Consider the following 17,058-nt stretch of genomic DNA (forward strand, 5'->3'; position numbering starts at 1 on the left):
TGCTCCGGCCCTCACCGGCCCGGTGTGGGAAAACGCGGTCAGAGCGGCGGCAGCATCTCCATGAGGGAGGAGATCTCCTGCTCGGTCCACACTGTCTTGCCCTCGCGTGCGTGCCGTGTGCCCCACCGTGCCGTGAGCTGGGCGACGAGCAGCAGTCCCCGGCCGCCCTCGTCGGTGCTGCGGGCACGACGCAGGTGCGGGGAGGTGCTGCTGGGGTCGGAGACCTCGCAGATGAGCCGGGGGTGGAGATGGATGAGCCGCAGGATCACGGGGCCACCGGCATAGCGGTAGGCGTTGGTGACGAGTTCGCTGACGATCAGTTCCGTCGTGAAGGCCATCTCGTCCAGGCCCCACTCGATGAGCTGCCGTTCGGTCAGACCGCGGGCACGGGAGGCCGCGGTGGGCTCCGCCGGCAGTGTCCAGGTGGCGACGTTTTCCGCTGCCAGCGTGCGCGTCCGGGCCAGGAGGAGGGCCACATCGTCGGCGGGCCGCTCGGGAAGCAGGGCATCGACGACGTTCTGGGAGACTTCCTCCAGCGGGCGGGGCGGACCGCCGAGTGCGGCGCACAGCCCTGACAGGCCGACGTCCACGTCACGCTCGGGGCCTTCGATCAGCCCGTTCGTGTACAGGGCCATCGTGGTGTTCTCGGGGAGCTGCAGATCGACCGACTCGAACGGCAGCCCTCCCAGTCCCAGCGGCGGACCGGCGGGGATTTCGGGAAGGGATGTGTTCCCCTCCGGTGTGACCAGCACCGGCGGGGGGTGGCCGGCGCGGGCCAGCGTGCAGAGCCGGGACACCGGGTTGTAGACGGCGTAGAGGCAGGTGGCGCCGACGATCTGTTCGCCCGGGGAGCTCTCGTCGCCTGACGACTCCTGTTCACCGGCCAGCCGGGTCACGAGATCGTCGAGATGGGAGAGCACCTCGTCGGGCTCGAGGTCGAGATCGGCCAGTGTGTGGACGGCCGTACGCAGTCGCCCCATCGTGGCCGCGGCGTTGATGCCGTGGCCGACCACGTCGCCCACAACGAGGGCTACCCGCGCGCCGGAGAGCGGGATCACGTCGAACCAGTCTCCCCCGACCCCTGCCGCGCCTCCCGCGGGCAGATACCGGTAGGCGACGGCGACCGCGGGGTGCTGCGGGAACTCGCGGGGCAGCAGTCGGCGTTGCAGCGCCAGCGCCGTGCGCCGCTGCTGTGTGTAGCGGCGGGCGTTGTCGATGGAGAGGGCGGCGCGTGCGGCGAACTCGCTGGCCAGTGTGAGGTCGTCTTCCTCGAACGGCTCCGGAACCGCGTACCGCCACAGACACAGCAGCCCCAGGACCAGGCCGCGGGCGGTCAGCGGGACGACCATCAGGGAGTGGACACCCAGCTTGCAGGCGTGGTCTGCCTGTTCCTCGGTCAGGCCGGACCCGGGTGCCTCGGGATCGAAGTCGGTCACCAGGACGGGGCGCTGGGTGTTCAGGCTCCTGGCCTGCGGCGCGTCCGGCGCGAAGATCCTGCGCGTACCGACCGGGTACAGCACCAGATGGGGGGACGGTGCGATCGACTTGAGCGCCGCTCTGACCAGGGGCCCCTCTCTCTCGGGGAGCAGTTCTTCGCCCAGGCCGACGGCCTGGAGGAGGTCGACGGTCACGCAGTCGGCCAGCCCGGGGACCGCCACGTCCACCAACTCCTGTGCCGTGGTCTCCACGTCGAGGGTGGTTCCGATCTTCGTTCCGGCCTCGTTGAGCATCGACAGTCTGCGCCGGGCGCGGTGCCGGTCGGTGACGTCCTCGACGAGCAGTGCCGCCCCCAGCGTCCGCCCCGTGGTGTTGTCCAGGCGGAACGCGGACGCGGCGACATAGCGCTCCCGCGGGTCGCCCTGTACCCGGCAGGACTGCTCCGTGAAGATCAGCGGGTTGCCGGTCTTCAGCACTTCCCGCAGCCGCGCGTCGATCGTCTCCGCGTCGTCACGTACCAGGAAGTCCCCGATGCGGTGCCCGCGGGCCTGCTCGGTCCCGATGCCGCCGGTGTGGGAGAGAGCCCGGTTGATCCTGAGGATCACCAGCGAGGGGTCGTGGATGGACAGGCCGATCGGTGAACGCTCGAAGAGCCCGTCCATGACCGCCCGGTCGATCTCCCACTGGGCGACCTCCTCTGCCGGAGCGCCGACCACGAGCCACTCGTGGCGCTCGCCGGGCCGGATGATGCGACCGGCTCGCAGACCGCAGCGGCGCCTGGTGCCGCTGCGGTCGCGCAGGGGCAGATAGCCGGACCAGCCGTCGTCCTCGACGCACGCGGCCACGGCCTTCCGTACGGCCCCGCTGTCGCGCGGATCCACCAGCAGTTCCTGTGCGGTCCGGCCGAGGACCTCCGGGGCCGTGTATCCCAGCAGGTCACGGGCACCGTCGCTCCAGCCGGTCACCGCCCCCCGGTCGTCCAGGACCACGGAGGCAGCGCGCCCCGACGAGAAGGGGTCCTCCGGGCTCTCACTGATCAGTGGTGCGGATCCGGTCATCCCTTTCATGATCTGTCGGGTCCGCTGGATGTGCATACGGTGCGGCGGACGCCGGCCGGCTCCTGAGCGGCGGTCCACCGGGAAGCGGCTTCTCAGCCGGTCACCGGCAGACCGCCCGGCTCCTTGATGCGCTTCATGATGATCTGCGAATTGACCTCGGTGACGCCCGACAGCGCGGTCAGCTTCTCGATCCACAGACGCTCGTACGCACGCAGGTCCTCGACGGCGATACGCAGCAGGCAGCCGGGGCTGCCGAAGAGCCGGTACGCCTCCACGACGTCGGGGATCTCGTCGAGCGCCGCCTCGAACGCCTCGACCGCTTCCCGGTCGCGCTTCACCTCGATGGACACGAGTACCTCGAAGCTCCGGCCCACCGCCTCGGGGTCGATGATCGCCCGGTAGCCCCGGATCACCCCGTCCTGTTCCAGTTGCCGGACACGACGCATGCAGGGCGAGGCGGTCAGGCCGACCCGCTGGGCCAGTTCCTGGTTGCTCAGGCGGCCGTCGCTCTGGAGCTCACGCAAGATTGCACGGTCAATATCGTCCATCACGCGATTATCCACTACGAGACCATGGAAGGTGGGCTCAAAGTAGCAATCATTTTGCGCACCTATCCTCCTATCATTGCGTCACGCCGCTCCTTTATCCATGGAGCAGCCAGGGCGCTGCCGGGAAGGCCGTGAGCCGATCCGGGCGCGGTATGCGTCCGGATCAGCCGCCCGGCCCGAGGCACGAGCAAGGAGTACGCACAGTGCGCAGGATCGTCGTCATCAGCACCGGCGGGACGATAGCCAGCCGCTGGCAGGGCCAGGGGTTCGCCGCCGACGCCCGGGGCCAGGAGGTCATGGCGACCGCCGGGGTACCGGAGGGCGTCAGTGTCGAGGTGGTGGATCTGCTCCGGGTGAACAGCCCTCGTCTGACCACCGCCCACCAGCTCACACTGCTGCGCACCGTGCACGAGGTGCTCGCCGACCCCGGCGTGGACGGCATCGTCGTCACCCACGGCACCGACACTCTGGAGGAGTCGGCCTTCCTGGTCGATCTCCACCACGACGACGCACGCCCCGTGGTCTTCACCGGCGCCCAGCTTCCCCTCGGCGCGTCCGGCGGTGACGGCCCCGGCAACCTGCACGATGCCCTGCTGACCGCAGCGACGACGCGTGATCTGGGTGTGCTCGTCGTCTTCGACGGCAAGGTCCACGCCGCTCGCGGCACCGTCAAGACCCGGACGCTGGCACCCGACGCCTTCGCCGACCCGTCCGGCGAGCCCGTGGGAACCATGGGCTTCGGGCAGGTCTCCGTGCTGCGGCGCCCCGAGCGACCCGCCGCACTCGCGCTGCCCGCGGTGCCCGGCACACCGCCCCGCGTCGACATGGTCATGCACCACGCCGGTGCCGACGCCTTTCTCCTCGACGCGGCCGTGAACGCGGGGGCCCAGGGAATCGTCCTGGTGGCCACCGGAGCGGGCAACGCCACTCCCGAGATCGTCGACGCGGTCGCGTCCGCCTCGTCCCGCGGCGTGCTCGTGGCCCTCACCACGCGGGTTCCGTCCGGTCCGGTCGCCGAGCTCTACACCCACGGTGGCGCGGTCGACCTCGTCGCCGCCGGGGCCGTACCCACCGGCACCCTCCGGGCCGGGCAGGCACGTATCGCCGTACTGGCCGCGCTCCTGGCCGCCGACGACACTGCGGAACGCCACCGGGTACTGCGCCAGGCACTCACCGGGCCGGGGACCGGGGCGGCGCCCGTGGATCCCGCCGAGATCCTGCCCGCCGCCGGTCCCTCGGCGGGGCTCGCCCGGACGTAACCGGCACCGCGGGCCTCTTCGCAGACCGCTTCCGGCCGACCGAGCCTGTCCTGGGCTCCCGGGCCGCCACCGGGCGCCGCCCGTACCGGGGCCGCACCTCGTCCCCCTTCCGCACCACCCCCTCAGGAGTCCGCATCCTCATGGCCGCCCCCACCAGCCCCCAGTTCCGCACCGAGCACGACCTCCTGGGTGACCGGGACGTTCCCGCCGGCGCCTACTACGGCGTCCACACCCTGCGGGCCGTGGAGAACTTCCCGATCACGGGCACGCAGATCTCGACCTACCCCGATCTCGTCACCGCCCTGGCCTGTGTCAAGCAGGCCGCGGCCCTGGCCAACCGCGAACTCGGCCTGCTGACGGCGCAGCAGGCGGACGCGATCATCGCCGCCTGCGAGGAGATCAGGGGCGGGAAACTCCACGACCAGTTCGTGGTCGACGTGATCCAGGGGGGCGCGGGCACCTCGACGAACATGAACGCCAACGAGGTCATCGCCAACCGCGCCCTGGAGCTCCTCGGCCACCGCAAGGGCGACTACGCCGTCGTCCACCCGCTGGAGGACGTCAACGCGGGCCAGAGCACCAACGACGTCTATCCCACCGCCGTGAAGATCGCCCTCGACTTCGCCGCCCAGCGGCTGCTGGATGCGATGCAGACGCTCCGGTCCGCCTTCGCGGCGAAGGCGGAGGAGTTCGCGGACGTCCTGAAGATGGGCCGCACACAGCTCCAGGACGCGGTTCCCATGACCCTGGGTCAGGAGTTCGCCACGTACGCCGTCATGCTCGACGAGGACCACAAGCGCCTCACGGAGGCACGTGCCCTGATCCGGGAGATCAATCTCGGTGGCACCGCCATCGGCACCGGACTCAACGCCCACCCCCGGTACGCGGCGCTGGCCTGCGGTCATCTGCGCTCCCTGACCGGGCTGCCGCTGGCCGTCGCCGACGACCTCGTCGAGGCCACCCAGGACGCAGGTGCGTTCGTGCAGCTGTCGGGTGTACTGAAGAGGATCGCCGTCAAGCTCTCCAAGACCTGCAACGACCTGCGGCTGCTGTCCTGCGGGCCGCGCGCCGGCTTCGCCGAGATCAACCTGCCGCCCGTGCAGGCGGGTTCCAGCATCATGCCCGGCAAGGTGAACCCGGTCGTGCCCGAGGTGGTCAACCAGATCGCCTTCGAGGTCATCGGCAACGACATGGCGGTCACCATGGCCGCCGAGGCGGGCCAGCTCCAGCTGAACGCCTTCGAGCCGCTCATCGCCCACAGTCTGCTGAAGAGCCTGACGCATCTGAGGGCGGGCTGCCTCTCACTCGCCGAGCGCTGTGTCACGGGCATCACCGCCAATCGCGAGCACCTCGCGGACCTCGTCGGCCGTTCCATCGGTCTCGCGACCGCGCTGAACCCGCACATCGGTTACGAGCAGGCCACCGCCGTCGCCCAGGAAGCCCTCGCCACGGGCCGGAGCGTCCAGGAGCTCGTCCTCGACAAGGGCCTGCTGACCAGGGAAGAGCTCCAGCTCATCCTGCAACCGGACAACCTCGCCCGCCCGCACGGCCGCCCCGCCGCGGTCGCCGCCTCCTGACCACCGGCCGGGCCCTGACCACCGGGACGTGATGCCCCGACGGTCCCGTGCCTCTTCGTATGGTCACGCCCGTCCGCCGCGCGGATGCGGGGCGAGTCGCTCGGCCCCCCGGTGCCGTGCTTGTCGGCACCGGGCGGTTCAACTCTCCGGCGCCCAGCCGTCCTCACGCACCCGCACCGCCAGGTCGATCTTGGTGTAGGCCGGGCGGCCGGCCTGCTGGTACTTGTCCTTGACCCGGTCGAGGTAGTACTTGGCGGTGTGCGGGCTGACCCCCACGCGCCGGGCCGTGGCCTTGAGGGTGAGCCCGGAGGCGTACTCCAGCAGTACCTGGAGTTCCTTCGGGGCGAGCCGGGGACGTGCGGGACCGTCGTCGTGGGCCAAGGCGAACGCCAGCTCCGCCGAGTGCACCGTGCCGCCCGCGGCGACCTCCTCGACCGCCTTCACCAGGGTGGGCAGATCGTGGTCCTTCGTCAGATAGCCGTCCGCACCGGCGGTGATCGCGGATACGATCCGCCGGCGGTCGGCGACGGTGCTGATGACGAGTACGCGTGGCCCTGCGGCCCGCAGCCGCCGGATGTTCTCCGCCGGCTGCGAGCCGTCGCCCAGCACCAGGTCGAGCAGGACCACGTCGAAGGGCAGCGACGGCCGGAGCCCGCCGGTGGCGGCGCAGGTCCCGGTGACGAGTTCGTCCACGGTGCGTGCCGTCGCCGCCAGCCGTACCTGCGGGACGCCGTCCAGCCAGACCCGCAACCCGTCGAGCAGCATGCGGTCGTCGTCCACGACGGCCACCGTGATCATGCTGATCATGCGGGCCAGCGCAGCTCGATGCGGGTGCCCTCGCCCGGAGCACTGTCCACGTCGGCCACGCCGCCGCTCTCGCGCATCCTGGCGCCCACCGAGAAACGCAGCCCGAGGCCCTTGTCGACGGTGCACGGGTCGAAGCCGATGCCTCGGTCGACCACGGTCACCACCACCCGGCTGCCTTCGCCCGTGACGGTGACGTACGCATGGCCGGTGCCGGCGTGGCGCGCCACGTTGTTCAGCGCCTCGGTGGCCGCGTCGGCGAGCGCGGCGGCGGCATGGGCCGGCAGCTGGGCCAGGCCGTCGAACTGGGTGCTCACACGCAGGCCCAGGCTCTCGGCCGAACACACGGCGCGTTCGATCACCGCCGCCGTTCCCGGAGCGCTGTCCTCCTTCGTCTGCTGCTGGATGAGGCGGCGCAGATAGGCCGCTTCCTTGGCGCAGCGCTCCCGCACCTCGGGTGTGTCGGCGTCGGCCCGGCCACTCGCGATCGCGGTCAGCGTCGCCAGCACGGTGTCGTGCAGGGCCCGGTGATGCGCGATCCGCTCCGCGTACCGGGCCCGGCCGGCTTCCGCTTCGAGCGCCTGCGCCGTCGCCGCGTCCAGCAGACTGCCCTGGCGGCGCAGATACCACCAGAAGACGCGGGCGAGCACGGCGGAGCAGACAACCGCGTTGAGGTGTGCGGCGATCACGGCGACGCCCGCACCGGCCGGCCAGTACGCCACCGTGTGCGTCACGACCAGAGCCACGACCGCGCCGGTCACGGCAGCCGGCCTCCGGAACGCGACGGCGGCCAGCGCGCTCGCCGACCCGCCGAGCAGCATCACCCAGGCGAGGTCGGCCGGATCGCGCATACCGCCCGCGTACACCGCGAACGGCAGCAGGCATCCCACGAGCACCACGTCCGCCAGCGCCGGCCAGGTGCCGAACCAGCCCCGTGCACGGGCGCTGCCGTAGGCCAGCAGGCTCACCGCCACTGCGACGGCGAGTCCCGCCCAGGCCGCAGGCCTCGCCCCCTGGTGCTGAACCACGACGAGCACGGCGGCCGTCAGATGGCTGGCCCGGTACAGACCGGTGGCCAGGATCATGAACCCCTGGGCTCGCTGGAGCCCCGAACCCAGGCTCACGGCATGCCTCTCCCTGTCACGCAACCCCCCTGAACCGGCGGTACAGCCCGATGGCCGGGGCCCGTTAGTTTCAGGGCACGGCACCGGACACGACGAGCAATCAGACCACTGCGTCAGGTCACGGCGCCTCTCGGATTCCGGGCAAAGAAGGAGGCATGGTGGCTCGAAGTGTGCACCGCGGGGGCATACTCGCGGTCCTGGCATCGCTGCTCGTCGTACTGCTCCCCGGCACGGCCGGCGCGGCCGACCCGCCCATCCGCTACACGTCGTGGATCAACAACGCCGCCATCTACGAGATGCGGGCCTCGTACTCGTGGCAGTGCATGGACGTACGCGGCGAGTCGCAGAGCCCGGGCGCGGTCATCCAGCGCTTCGACTGCAAGGGCCGTCTCCACCAGCGCTTCTACTTCACGCAGTCCGGCACACCGGGTCTGTTCATGATCGGCGTCTACGGGAAGTACTGCATCGGCGCCCAGAACGCGTCCACCGCCGACGGCACCCCGATCGTGCTGGGCTACTGCCAGGGACCCGGCCAGCACTTCCGCTGGGTCGACCGCGGCAACAACCACTGGGAGATCGTCGAGGCCTCGAGCGGCAAGTGCCTCCACGACACCGGCCGCCGCAGCGCGATCCAACTGCGTGCGTGCGGCAACATCAGCGAGCCGTACCCGAGTCTGTGGACCCCCCTCTACGACCGCCAGTACAACTACACCAGCGTCTGGGGCTGAACCACCGGACGCGCCGACCCCTGACGGCAGGGCGCTCTCGGCAATCGCTTCGGCATCCTGAAGGCCGCGGTCCCGGCGAGGGGAGGACCGCGGCCTTCCGGCGACCCCGTGCGAGAAGTCCCACCGGAGCGCGGCAGCGGCCCATCCCGTCCCGCAGCGGCTGCTGTACGTGCGCGGCTCGGCACAGCACCGGGAGGCACAGCACCGTAAGGGCGGAGAACGCGCGCACCAAGCGAATCCACCCATACCCGGCACAAGCCTCCTATCGTGGACCGCTGTGGTGGCCCCCGCGTACGGGATGGAGCTGAGGACGTGCCGTTGGCGGAGGTGACCGGCGGAGGCCGGGCCGGGCGGGCCGGCCCCGGAGCCGGGCCGGTGGTCCTGGATGCCGCTCCTGGCCGTGGGTTCCGGGTACTTCATGGTGATCCTGGATGTGACGATCATCAACGTCGCCGTGCCCGTGGTGGGCCGGGAGCTGTCGGCGTCGCTGACCGCGATCCAGTGGATCACCGACGGGTACACGCTGGTCTTCGCCGGGCTGCTGCTGACCGGTGGCGCGCTCGGCGACCGGCTGGGAAACCGCCGGGTGTTCTGCGCGGGCGTGGCGGTGTTCACGGTGTCGTCGGCCATGTGTGCGCTCGCCCGGTCCGCCCCGTTCCTGGTGGGCGCCCGGTTGCTGGAGGGACTTGGCGCGGCACTGATCGTGCCGGGCTCACTGGCGTTGCTCCAGCAGGCCTACCCGACCGCCGCGGGGCGCTCGCGGGCCTTCGGGCTGTGGGGTTCGCTCGCCGGCATCGCCGCGTCGGCCGGGCCGCTGCTCGGCGGCCTGCTCGTCTCCACAGTGGGATGGCGGTGGGTGTTCCTGATCAACCTGCCCGTCGGCATCGCCTGCGTGGTGCTGACGTCGCGGCACGTGGCAGCCTCGCCCCGGCATGCCTCCAGGTCCCTGGACTGGCCGGCGCAGTGTGCCGTCGTGGCGGCCGTGGCGCTGCTGACGGCCGCGCTCAACGAGGCGGGGCGCCGCGGCTGGTCGGACCCGGCGGTCCTCGCCGGACTGGGTCTGGCCGTGCTGTCCGCCGTGGCGTTCGGGGTGCGCGAGCGGCTGGCGAAGGCCCCGGTCGTGCCGCCGCGTCTGTTGCGTTCGCGTGCGCTGAGCGGCGGAGCGGCCATCGGCCTGCTCTTCAATTTCGGTTTCTACGGCATGGTCTTCACCGCGAGCCTGTACTTCCAGCACCAGCGGGGCTACAGCGCCCTCGGTGCCGGGGCCGCGCTGTTCCCCGCCGTGGCGATGACGATGTTCGCCTCCGCCCTCTCCGGGCGGCTGGCCCGCACCACCGGTGATCGTCCCCTGGTGATCACCGGCATGCTCCTGGCCGCCCTGGGGCTGGCCGGCTGGGCCGCGGCAGGAGACGACCCCGCGTACGCGCTGCTCGTGGCCCCGATGATGGCCGCGGGATTCGGGACCTCCTTCGCGCTCACGGGCTCGACCGCGACCGTCATGGGGGCCGCGCCGCAGGAGTACGGGGGAACCGCCTCCGCCGTGTTCAACACCACCCGTCAGATCGGCAGTGCCACGGGGGTGGCGCTCGGCGGCACCCTGCTCGCGACGGCCACCGACTACACCGCGGGGCTGCGCACCAGCATGACCGTCGGGGCACTCGCCTATCTGATCGCCGCCGGACTCGCGTGGCGGTGTGTGCCATCGAAGCCCAAGGCCAGGTGAGTCGCGGCGGTCGAGTCGAGGGGTGCTGCGCCCCCGAGGGCAACGCGACCGGTCGTGCGCGCACCGGCGGACCGCGGGTGGTCTGCACACACCGGTGGACACCGGGGGGACGTCCCCCGCCGCCGGGCCGGACTCTCGTACGCCGGCATGTCCCGGGTGCGAGCGGGTGACGTTGTACAACGCGCCCGCGTCGGCGGGGCGCAAGCGGCACGTGCGGCCGGTCCCGGCGGATAGCGTCGGCTGTCTCGCCGTACTCCCTGCCGACCGCACGGCCATCGGGCCGCGGCCTGTGTCTCACGACTTCGAGGAATCCCGGTGGACCTGCGCATCGACGACCGTGTGTACCTCATCACCGGCGCTTCGTCGGGGATCGGGGCGGCTGTTGCCTCCCTGCTGGCCGCCGAGGGAGCCACGGTCGTCGGTGTCGCACGCCGGCCGTGGGCGATCGAGGCGCCCGGCGGACGCGTCAGCGCCGTCACCGCCGATCTGTCCGAGCCGGAGGCCGCCGACTACGTGGTCGACTCGGTGGTCACCCGTCACGGGCGGCTGGACGGCCTGGTCAACAACGTGGGGGCGGTGGTGTCCCGCAACGGCTTCCTCGATGTGTCCGACGAGGCGTGGAAAGCGACGTTCGAAACCAACTTCCACTCGGCGGTGCGGATGACCCGCGCCGCACTGCCGCTGTTGCTGAAGTCCGGCGCCGCGTCCGTGGTGCACGTCGCGAGCGAGGCGGCCCGTATGCCGGAGGCCGCCATCGTCGACTACGCGGCCGCGAAGACCGCGCTGCTGTCGGTGTCGAAGACCCTCGCAGCCGAGTTCGGCGCCCAGGGCCTGCGGTCGAACGTGGTACTTCCGGGCCCCACCCGGACGGCTCTGTTCGACGCACCGGGCGGCTTCGCCGAGCAGTTGGGCGAGCGCTTCGGCCTGCCGGCCGACGAGGCGGTCGAGCACTTCATCCGGGAGGTGCGCCGGCTGCCCAGCGGCCGGATCGGACACCCCGACGACGTGGCTCCCGTCGTGGCGTATCTGCTCTCCCCACTGGCCGGACAGGTCACAGGAGCGGAGTGGAGCGTCGACGGCGGCGCTCTGCGGCAGATCTGAGGGCCGCACCGCGCGCTGACCCCCAAGAACCGGCCGTACGACGACGCGTGACCATCCACCCCGCCTCGGCCCCCCTACCACCCCGCCGCCACCGCGCCGGGGAACGGCAGACGGAGGGCGCGGCCCGGGGAGAGGGGGCCGCGCCTCCGTCAGGAGGGTTGGGGAGTGGCGGTCAGCGGTTGGCCAGGGCCGCCGCCCAGTAGGCGGAACCGCCGGTGATCCTCTGCTCCTTGACCACCTGCTTGCCGAAGGAGGCGTAGTTCGGCTTCGCGGTCCACCTGGTGGCGGCGAGGTAGCCGCCGGTGACCTTGCGCGCCTCGACCTTGCCGGCGATGACCGCGATCGCCGCGTTGACGTCTTCTCCTTCTGAAGCGGGGCCTTCGTTGCACAACGACCCTACGAATGCTCGGAGTTGACTGGTATTGACCCTTGGGGAGCCGTCCTGACGGGCATCACCGCGGCCGGTTTCGCGTGGCGCGGCAGCCTACGGCAGCGGCGTCGCGGACCCAACGCGGCACCACTCAAATAATACTGACAAGTAGTCAGAGAGCATCGGATATCGGACAGACGGGCGCTCCATTCGGACAAGAGCTGGTCAAAATGTTGTGAGGTATTTGTCGGCGTCCCGTCAATTCTCTGGGTTCGGTGGGACGCTCGTCCACGGTCAACCCCCCACAGGACAAGCGATGGAGATCGCATGACCCCCCACAGGAACACTCGGCGCACCGCCGCCCTCGCGGCCGTTGCCGCCATGCTCGTCGCCGGAATCGAGACCGGCTCGGCGACCGCGGCGCCCGGCGGCGCCGACCGTGCCCAGCCCGCACCGCAGGCGACGGGGCACGTCGCAGAGCTGCGCAGCACCCAGGCCCAGGCCACGGCGGTGGCCGCTCGACTCGGTCTCGGCACACAGGAGAAGCTCCTCGTCCGCGATGTCATCAAGGACACCGACGGGACCGTGCACACCCGCTACGAGCGCACCTACGCCGGACTGCCGGTGCTCGGCGGCGACCTGGTCACCCACACCGCGGGCAACGGCACGCTCAAGGGCGTGGACAAGGCGAACGACGCCCGTATACAGGTGCCCACCACCACCCCATCACGCAAGGCCGCCGCCGGTGCCCGCAAGGTGATCTGGGCAGGCAAGGGCACGCCCGTGCTCGCCTTCGAGACCGTGACGTCCGGTGTCCAGAAGGACGGAACGCCCAGCAGACTGCACACCATCACCGACGCCACCACCGGCAAAAGGATCCTGCAGTTCGAGGCGGTCGAGACGGGCAGCGGCACCAGCCAGTACAGCGGCGAAGTCACCCTCTCCACCACCAAGAACGGCTCGGCCTTCGAGCTGACCGACGGCGAGCGCGGCGGCCACAAGACCTACGACCTGAAGCAGGGCCAGAGCGGCACCGGCACTCTGCTGACCGACGACGACGACAAGTGGGGTGACGGCACCGGCGCCAACCGGCAGACGGCCGCCGTCGACGCCCACTACGGCGCAGCCGTGACCTGGGACTTCTACAAGGCCGAACTGGAGCGCAACGGCATCGCCGGCGACGGCAAGGCCGCGTACTCCCGGGTCCACTACGGCGAGAACTACGTCAACGCCTTCTGGGACGACAGCTGCTTCTGCATGACGTACGGCGACGGGGAGGGCAACAGCAAGGCTCTCACCGCGATCGACGTGGCAGGCCACGAGATGAGCCACGGACTGACCTCGCACACCGCCAACCTGCAGTACTCCGGCGAGTCCGGCGGTCTCAACGAGGCGACCAGCGACATCCTCGGCACCTCGGTGGAGTTCTTCGCGGACAACCCGAAGGACGTCGGCGACTATCTCATCGGCGAGAAGATCGACATCCGTGGTGACGGCACCCCGCTGCGCTACATGGACAAGCCCAGCAAGGACGGCAGCTCGCTGGACGCCTGGAAGGAGGGTGCCGGCGACACCGACGTCCACTACTCCTCCGGCATCGCCAACCACTTCTTCTTCCTGCTCTCCGAGGGCAGCGGCAAGAAGACGATCAACGGTGTCGAGTACGACTCCCCCACCTCCGACGGATCCACCATCACGGGCATCGGCCGGCAGAAGGCCTACAAGATCTGGTACAAGGCCCTCTCCGCGTACATGACCTCGACGACCGACTACAAGGACGCCCGTGCGGCGACCCTGAAGGCGGTCGCGGATCTGTACGGCGCCGACGGGACCGAGGCGAAGACCGTCGCCGCCGCATGGAGCGCGGTCAACGTCGCCTGACCCCCCGCCCCACCTGTCCGTCGCCCCGCACGAGGTACCGGCTCGTGCGGGGCGACGCGTCGTTTGCGAGGCATGCTCAGGCGAGCGCGGCACGACCCGCCACGAGCACCCGTGCGGTCTCGGCGACACGGTGGCCCAGGTGCTCTGCGGTGGCGACGTCGGCCTTGTGGACGGCCTCGGGACCCTCGTCCGAGTTGGTCTGCGCGCCGGCTCCGAGGAAGATCCCGAGGCGGTTGAGGTCGTTCTCCGAACCGGTGGTGGAGTTCCAGCCCGGCTTGAGGCCGAGACCCACCCAGTGCATGCCGTGCTGGGCGGCAAGGACCTGGAAGAACTGCAGGGTGTGCAGCTTGTCGCCGCTCTTGGAAGCGGAGTTGGTGAATCCGGCGGCAAGCTTGCCGTGCCAGGCGTCGGAGAACCAGCGCTTCGAGGTGGCCTCGGCGAAGACATGGAAGGCACCCGAGGCGGTGCCCATGTAGGTGGGCGAGCCGAAGACGATCGCGTCGGAGCGGTCGAGCAGCTCCCATCCGGCATCGGTGATCTCGTCGACCTTGATCAGGTGGACCTCGGCGCCACCGCGGGCCGCACCGGCGGCGACAGCCTCGGCGACGACGGCGGTGTGGCCGTATCCGGAGTGATAGGCGATCGAGACGACAGGCGTGGTCACGTGGTGCTCCTCGTCGGCCGCGGATGCATGCGGCGAATGCGGCGCCGCCCGGGTGGCGGCGCCGAACAACAGAGAAGCACTAACTTTTAGAAAGCGCAAGCGCAGGGTTAGCGCTGTGTGCAGGTTGCGGGCGTGCGGCGACGGAGGCATGCCGCCCCACCGGTGCGCCACCGCTCGACCCCGCCGCTGATCACCTGGTGTCGATGAGGGTGGCGAGGTCGGTGAGGACGGGGTGGGCGGTGATGTCTTTGAGGGTGATGGTGCGGTCGAGGGCGATGGCGAGTTTGACGGCGGTGAGGGAGGTGCCGCCGCGGTCGAAGAAGTGGTCGTGGCGGGTGATGTGGTGGGTGGGGAGGCCGAGGGTTGCGGCGTAGGCGGTGGCGAGGCGTTGTTCGGTGGGGGTGGTGGGGGGTTCGGTGGTGGTGGTCGTGGTGGTCGTGGTGGGGGTGGTTTGGGTGGCTTGTTTGGTGAGGGTTTTCTTGTCGATTTTGCTGTTGGGGGTGAGGGGGAGGTGGTCGCGGTGGTGGTAGGTGGTGGGGACCATGTAGGGGGGGAGGGTGGTGGTGAGGTGGTCGGTGAGTTGGTCGGTGGGGAGGGGGGTGTGGGAGGTGTAGAAGGCGGTGAGTTGGGGGCCGGTGGTGGGGTGTTCGGTGACGATGACGGCGGCGTCGCGGATGCCGGGGAGTTTGAGGAGGGTGTTTTCGATCTCGCCGATTTCGATGCGGAATCCGCGGATTTTGACTTGGGTGTCTTTGCGGCCGAGGAATTCGAGTTTGCCGTTGGGGTGCCAGCGGCCGCGGTCGCCGCTGCGGTAGAGGCGGGCGCCGGGGCGGTGGGGGTCGGTGCCGAAGGCGGCGCGGGTGCGTTCGGGGTCGTTGATGTAGCCGCGTCCGACGCAGGTTCCGGAGAAGGCGATTTCGCCGGGGGCGCCGAGGGGGACGGGGGTGAGGTGTTCGTCGACGACGTAGACGTGGACGTTGGGGATGGGGGAGCCGAGCAGGACGCGCTCGGGTGGGGTGTGCATGAGTTCGTGGTTGGTGTCGTCGCTGGTTTCGGTGAGTCCGTAGGCGTTGAGGAGGCCGATGGCGGGTTGGGTGGTGAACCAGCGTTGGGCGAGTTCGGGTTTGAGGGCTTCGCCGGTGACGGAGACGTAGTGCAGGTCGGGTAGGGGGTGGGGGTGGCGTTCGAGGTGGGTGAGGACGGCTTCGAGGTAGGAGGGGACGAGTTGGGCGACGTTGACGCGGTGGTGGGCGAGGGTGTCGACGAAGCGGGGGACGTCCAGGATGGTTTCCTGGTCGATGAGTTGGGTTTTTCCGCCGGTCAGGAGGGCGGCGAGGAGTTGCCACAGGGAGATGTCGAAGCACTGGGGTGCGGTCTGGGCGACGGTGGTGGCGTTGTCGATGTGGAGGTCGTCGATTTTGGCGTGGAGGTGGTTGAGCATGCCGGCGTGTTCGCACATGGCGCCCTTGGGTTCGCCGGTGGAGCCGGAGGTGAAGTAGATGTAGGCGAGCTGGTTGGGTGCCACCGTGGTGCCCGGGTTGTCACTGGGGTGGTGCTCGGCCAGGGCATCGTCGATCAGCAGCCGCTCAACAGCAGAAGCAGAAGCAGCAGCAGTAGTGCCGGTGTCGGTGGTGGTGAGGGCGTGGTCGAGGTGGGTGGTGGCGCCCGGTTCGGTCAGTACCAGGCGGCAGCCGGCCCGGTTGAGGGTGGTGCGGATCCGTTCGGGCGGGAAGTGCGGTTCGATGGGCAGATACACCCCGCCGGCCTTGAAGATCGCCAGTACCGCCGCCGGCCAGTTCAGGCTGCGTTCGGTGACCACCGCGACGACCTGCTCGGGCCGAAGGCCCCGTTCCAGCAACGCCCCGGCCAGCCGGTTCGCCCGCGCGTTCAGCTCCCCGTAGGTCAGCGACCGTGTGCCACAGGCCACCGCCACCGCGTCCGGGTGCTCACGCACCCGCTCCTCGAACAACTCGTGTGCGCGTACCTGCGGCAACGCCCGCTCGGGCCCGGCCAGCCCCTCCAGCTGGAACCGCAGCTCCCGCTGCGACAGCAACCCCTGACCGGTGTGCCCGGCATCCACATCCGCACACAACAACCCCAGCGCCGCCACGTGATACCCCGCGACCCGCCCCGCCGCCTCACCATCCATCACCTCGGTGCGATACGCCACCCGCACCACCAACCCCCCACCACGACGGAACACGAAGGCGATCCGCAGCACGCTGGTGCCCCCGAGCCTCTCCCCTGCCTCCGGGTACTGCGTCCCGGCACGGGAGTCCCTGTCCGCCTCGGTGCCCACGACGTCGATCTCGGTCTCGAACAGCGGCCCTGACAGGTCCAGTTCGCGCTGGATCGTGTCGAAGGGGACGTCCCGGTGTTCCCGCACCTGCGCGACGGCCCGGTCGGCGCCGTGCACCAGCGCCCGCCAGGACGCCGGCCCCACGTCCAGCCGGCACGGCAGCGGCCCGCCGTCGGAGGTGACGTATCCGGTGGTCACCTCCTGCTCACCGGACAACGCGGCCAGCACCTTCCCGTGCGCCGCCAGCAGCAGCGACTCCACCGGAACCGCCAGCTCCCGCGCCAGACCCGGCAGCACCGCCGCGACATCGTCGGGGACCACGGCCTCGCACTCACCCACGCCCGGCACCGGATCCGGCGCCCACCGCGGGACTGTGGTGACGCTGCCGACTACCGGTGCACCGTGGCGGAACGCATGGCCGTTGGAGGTGTGCAGATTCATGATCGTGTCCTTTGCTTGCTCTCTGCTGGGGTGATGAAGCTGGG

General features: G+C 70.4%; 13 protein-coding genes. 6 read left to right on the forward strand and 7 right to left on the reverse strand.

From position 1 onward, the window contains the following. Nucleotides 1-38: 38 nt before the first annotated feature. Together ACTWOL_RS01370 and ACTWOL_RS01375 are read right to left on the reverse strand one after the other, a co-directional pair. The gene (locus ACTWOL_RS01370) at nucleotides 39-2,495 is read right to left on the reverse strand and encodes a SpoIIE family protein phosphatase (RefSeq protein WP_474293409.1); all 2,457 of its coding nucleotides are present in this window, start codon (nucleotides 2,493-2,495) and stop codon (nucleotides 39-41) included. A gap of 92 nt (nucleotides 2,496-2,587) precedes the next feature. After that, entirely contained in the window at nucleotides 2,588-3,019 is a 432-nt protein-coding gene (locus ACTWOL_RS01375) for an Lrp/AsnC family transcriptional regulator (protein WP_474293411.1), read from the reverse strand. Nucleotides 3,020-3,246: 227 nt separating this feature from the next. Between ACTWOL_RS01375 and ACTWOL_RS01380 the strand changes: the two genes are divergently transcribed. Beyond that, nucleotides 3,247-4,302, forward strand: a complete 1,056-nt coding sequence (locus tag ACTWOL_RS01380) for an asparaginase (RefSeq protein WP_474293413.1) — start codon at nucleotides 3,247-3,249, stop codon at nucleotides 4,300-4,302. Nucleotides 4,303-4,442: 140 nt separating this feature from the next. Beyond that, nucleotides 4,443-5,879, forward strand: coding sequence for an aspartate ammonia-lyase (aspA, locus tag ACTWOL_RS01385; protein ID WP_474293415.1), 1,437 nt, complete (start codon nucleotides 4,443-4,445; stop codon nucleotides 5,877-5,879). Between the two features lie 138 nt (nucleotides 5,880-6,017). Here aspA and ACTWOL_RS01390 read toward each other — a convergent pair whose 3' ends face one another. Continuing rightward, on the reverse strand, nucleotides 6,018-6,686 hold the full coding sequence (locus ACTWOL_RS01390; protein ID WP_474293416.1) for a response regulator: 669 nt from the start codon (nucleotides 6,684-6,686) through the stop codon (nucleotides 6,018-6,020). Further along, nucleotides 6,683-7,807, reverse strand: coding sequence for a sensor histidine kinase (locus tag ACTWOL_RS01395; protein ID WP_474293418.1), 1,125 nt, complete (start codon nucleotides 7,805-7,807; stop codon nucleotides 6,683-6,685). Before ACTWOL_RS01395 ends, ACTWOL_RS01390 begins: the two co-directional genes overlap by 4 nt. Nucleotides 7,808-7,962: 155 nt before the next feature. Between ACTWOL_RS01395 and ACTWOL_RS01400 the strand changes: the two genes are divergently transcribed. The 3 genes from ACTWOL_RS01400 (at nucleotide 7,963) to ACTWOL_RS01410 (ending at nucleotide 11,359) form a co-directional block, all read left to right on the forward strand. Beyond that, a complete protein-coding gene (locus tag ACTWOL_RS01400; protein WP_474293420.1) occupies nucleotides 7,963-8,535 on the forward strand; it encodes an RICIN domain-containing protein in 573 nt (190 codons plus the stop codon). A gap of 385 nt (nucleotides 8,536-8,920) precedes the next feature. Next, a complete protein-coding gene (locus ACTWOL_RS01405; RefSeq protein WP_474293422.1) occupies nucleotides 8,921-10,258 on the forward strand; it encodes an MFS transporter in 1,338 nt (445 codons plus the stop codon). A 315-nt stretch (nucleotides 10,259-10,573) separates the two neighbouring features. Further along, nucleotides 10,574-11,359: an SDR family NAD(P)-dependent oxidoreductase gene (locus ACTWOL_RS01410; RefSeq protein ID WP_474293424.1), complete on the forward strand. Its 786-nt coding sequence runs from the start codon at nucleotides 10,574-10,576 to the stop codon at nucleotides 11,357-11,359. 172 nt (nucleotides 11,360-11,531) lie between these two features. Here ACTWOL_RS01410 and ACTWOL_RS01415 read toward each other — a convergent pair whose 3' ends face one another. After that, entirely contained in the window at nucleotides 11,532-11,750 is a 219-nt protein-coding gene (locus ACTWOL_RS01415; protein WP_474293426.1) for a hypothetical protein, read from the reverse strand. Between the two features lie 306 nt (nucleotides 11,751-12,056). Between ACTWOL_RS01415 and ACTWOL_RS01420 the strand changes: the two genes are divergently transcribed. After that, nucleotides 12,057-13,610 (forward strand): M4 family metallopeptidase, encoded by a 1,554-nt coding sequence (locus ACTWOL_RS01420; protein WP_474293428.1) that lies wholly within the window; start codon nucleotides 12,057-12,059, stop codon nucleotides 13,608-13,610. A 76-nt stretch (nucleotides 13,611-13,686) separates the two neighbouring features. Here the strand turns inward: ACTWOL_RS01420 and ACTWOL_RS01425 are convergent, their stop codons facing one another. Together ACTWOL_RS01425 and ACTWOL_RS01430 are read right to left on the reverse strand one after the other, a co-directional pair. Next, entirely contained in the window at nucleotides 13,687-14,274 is a 588-nt protein-coding gene (locus ACTWOL_RS01425) for a flavodoxin family protein (RefSeq protein ID WP_474293430.1), read from the reverse strand. 190 nt (nucleotides 14,275-14,464) lie between these two features. Next, on the reverse strand, nucleotides 14,465-17,014 hold the full coding sequence (locus ACTWOL_RS01430) for a non-ribosomal peptide synthetase (protein WP_474293432.1): 2,550 nt from the start codon (nucleotides 17,012-17,014) through the stop codon (nucleotides 14,465-14,467). Nucleotides 17,015-17,058 lie beyond the last annotated feature (44 nt).

It is taken from the genome of Micromonospora sp. IBHARD003 (assembly GCF_056106285.1).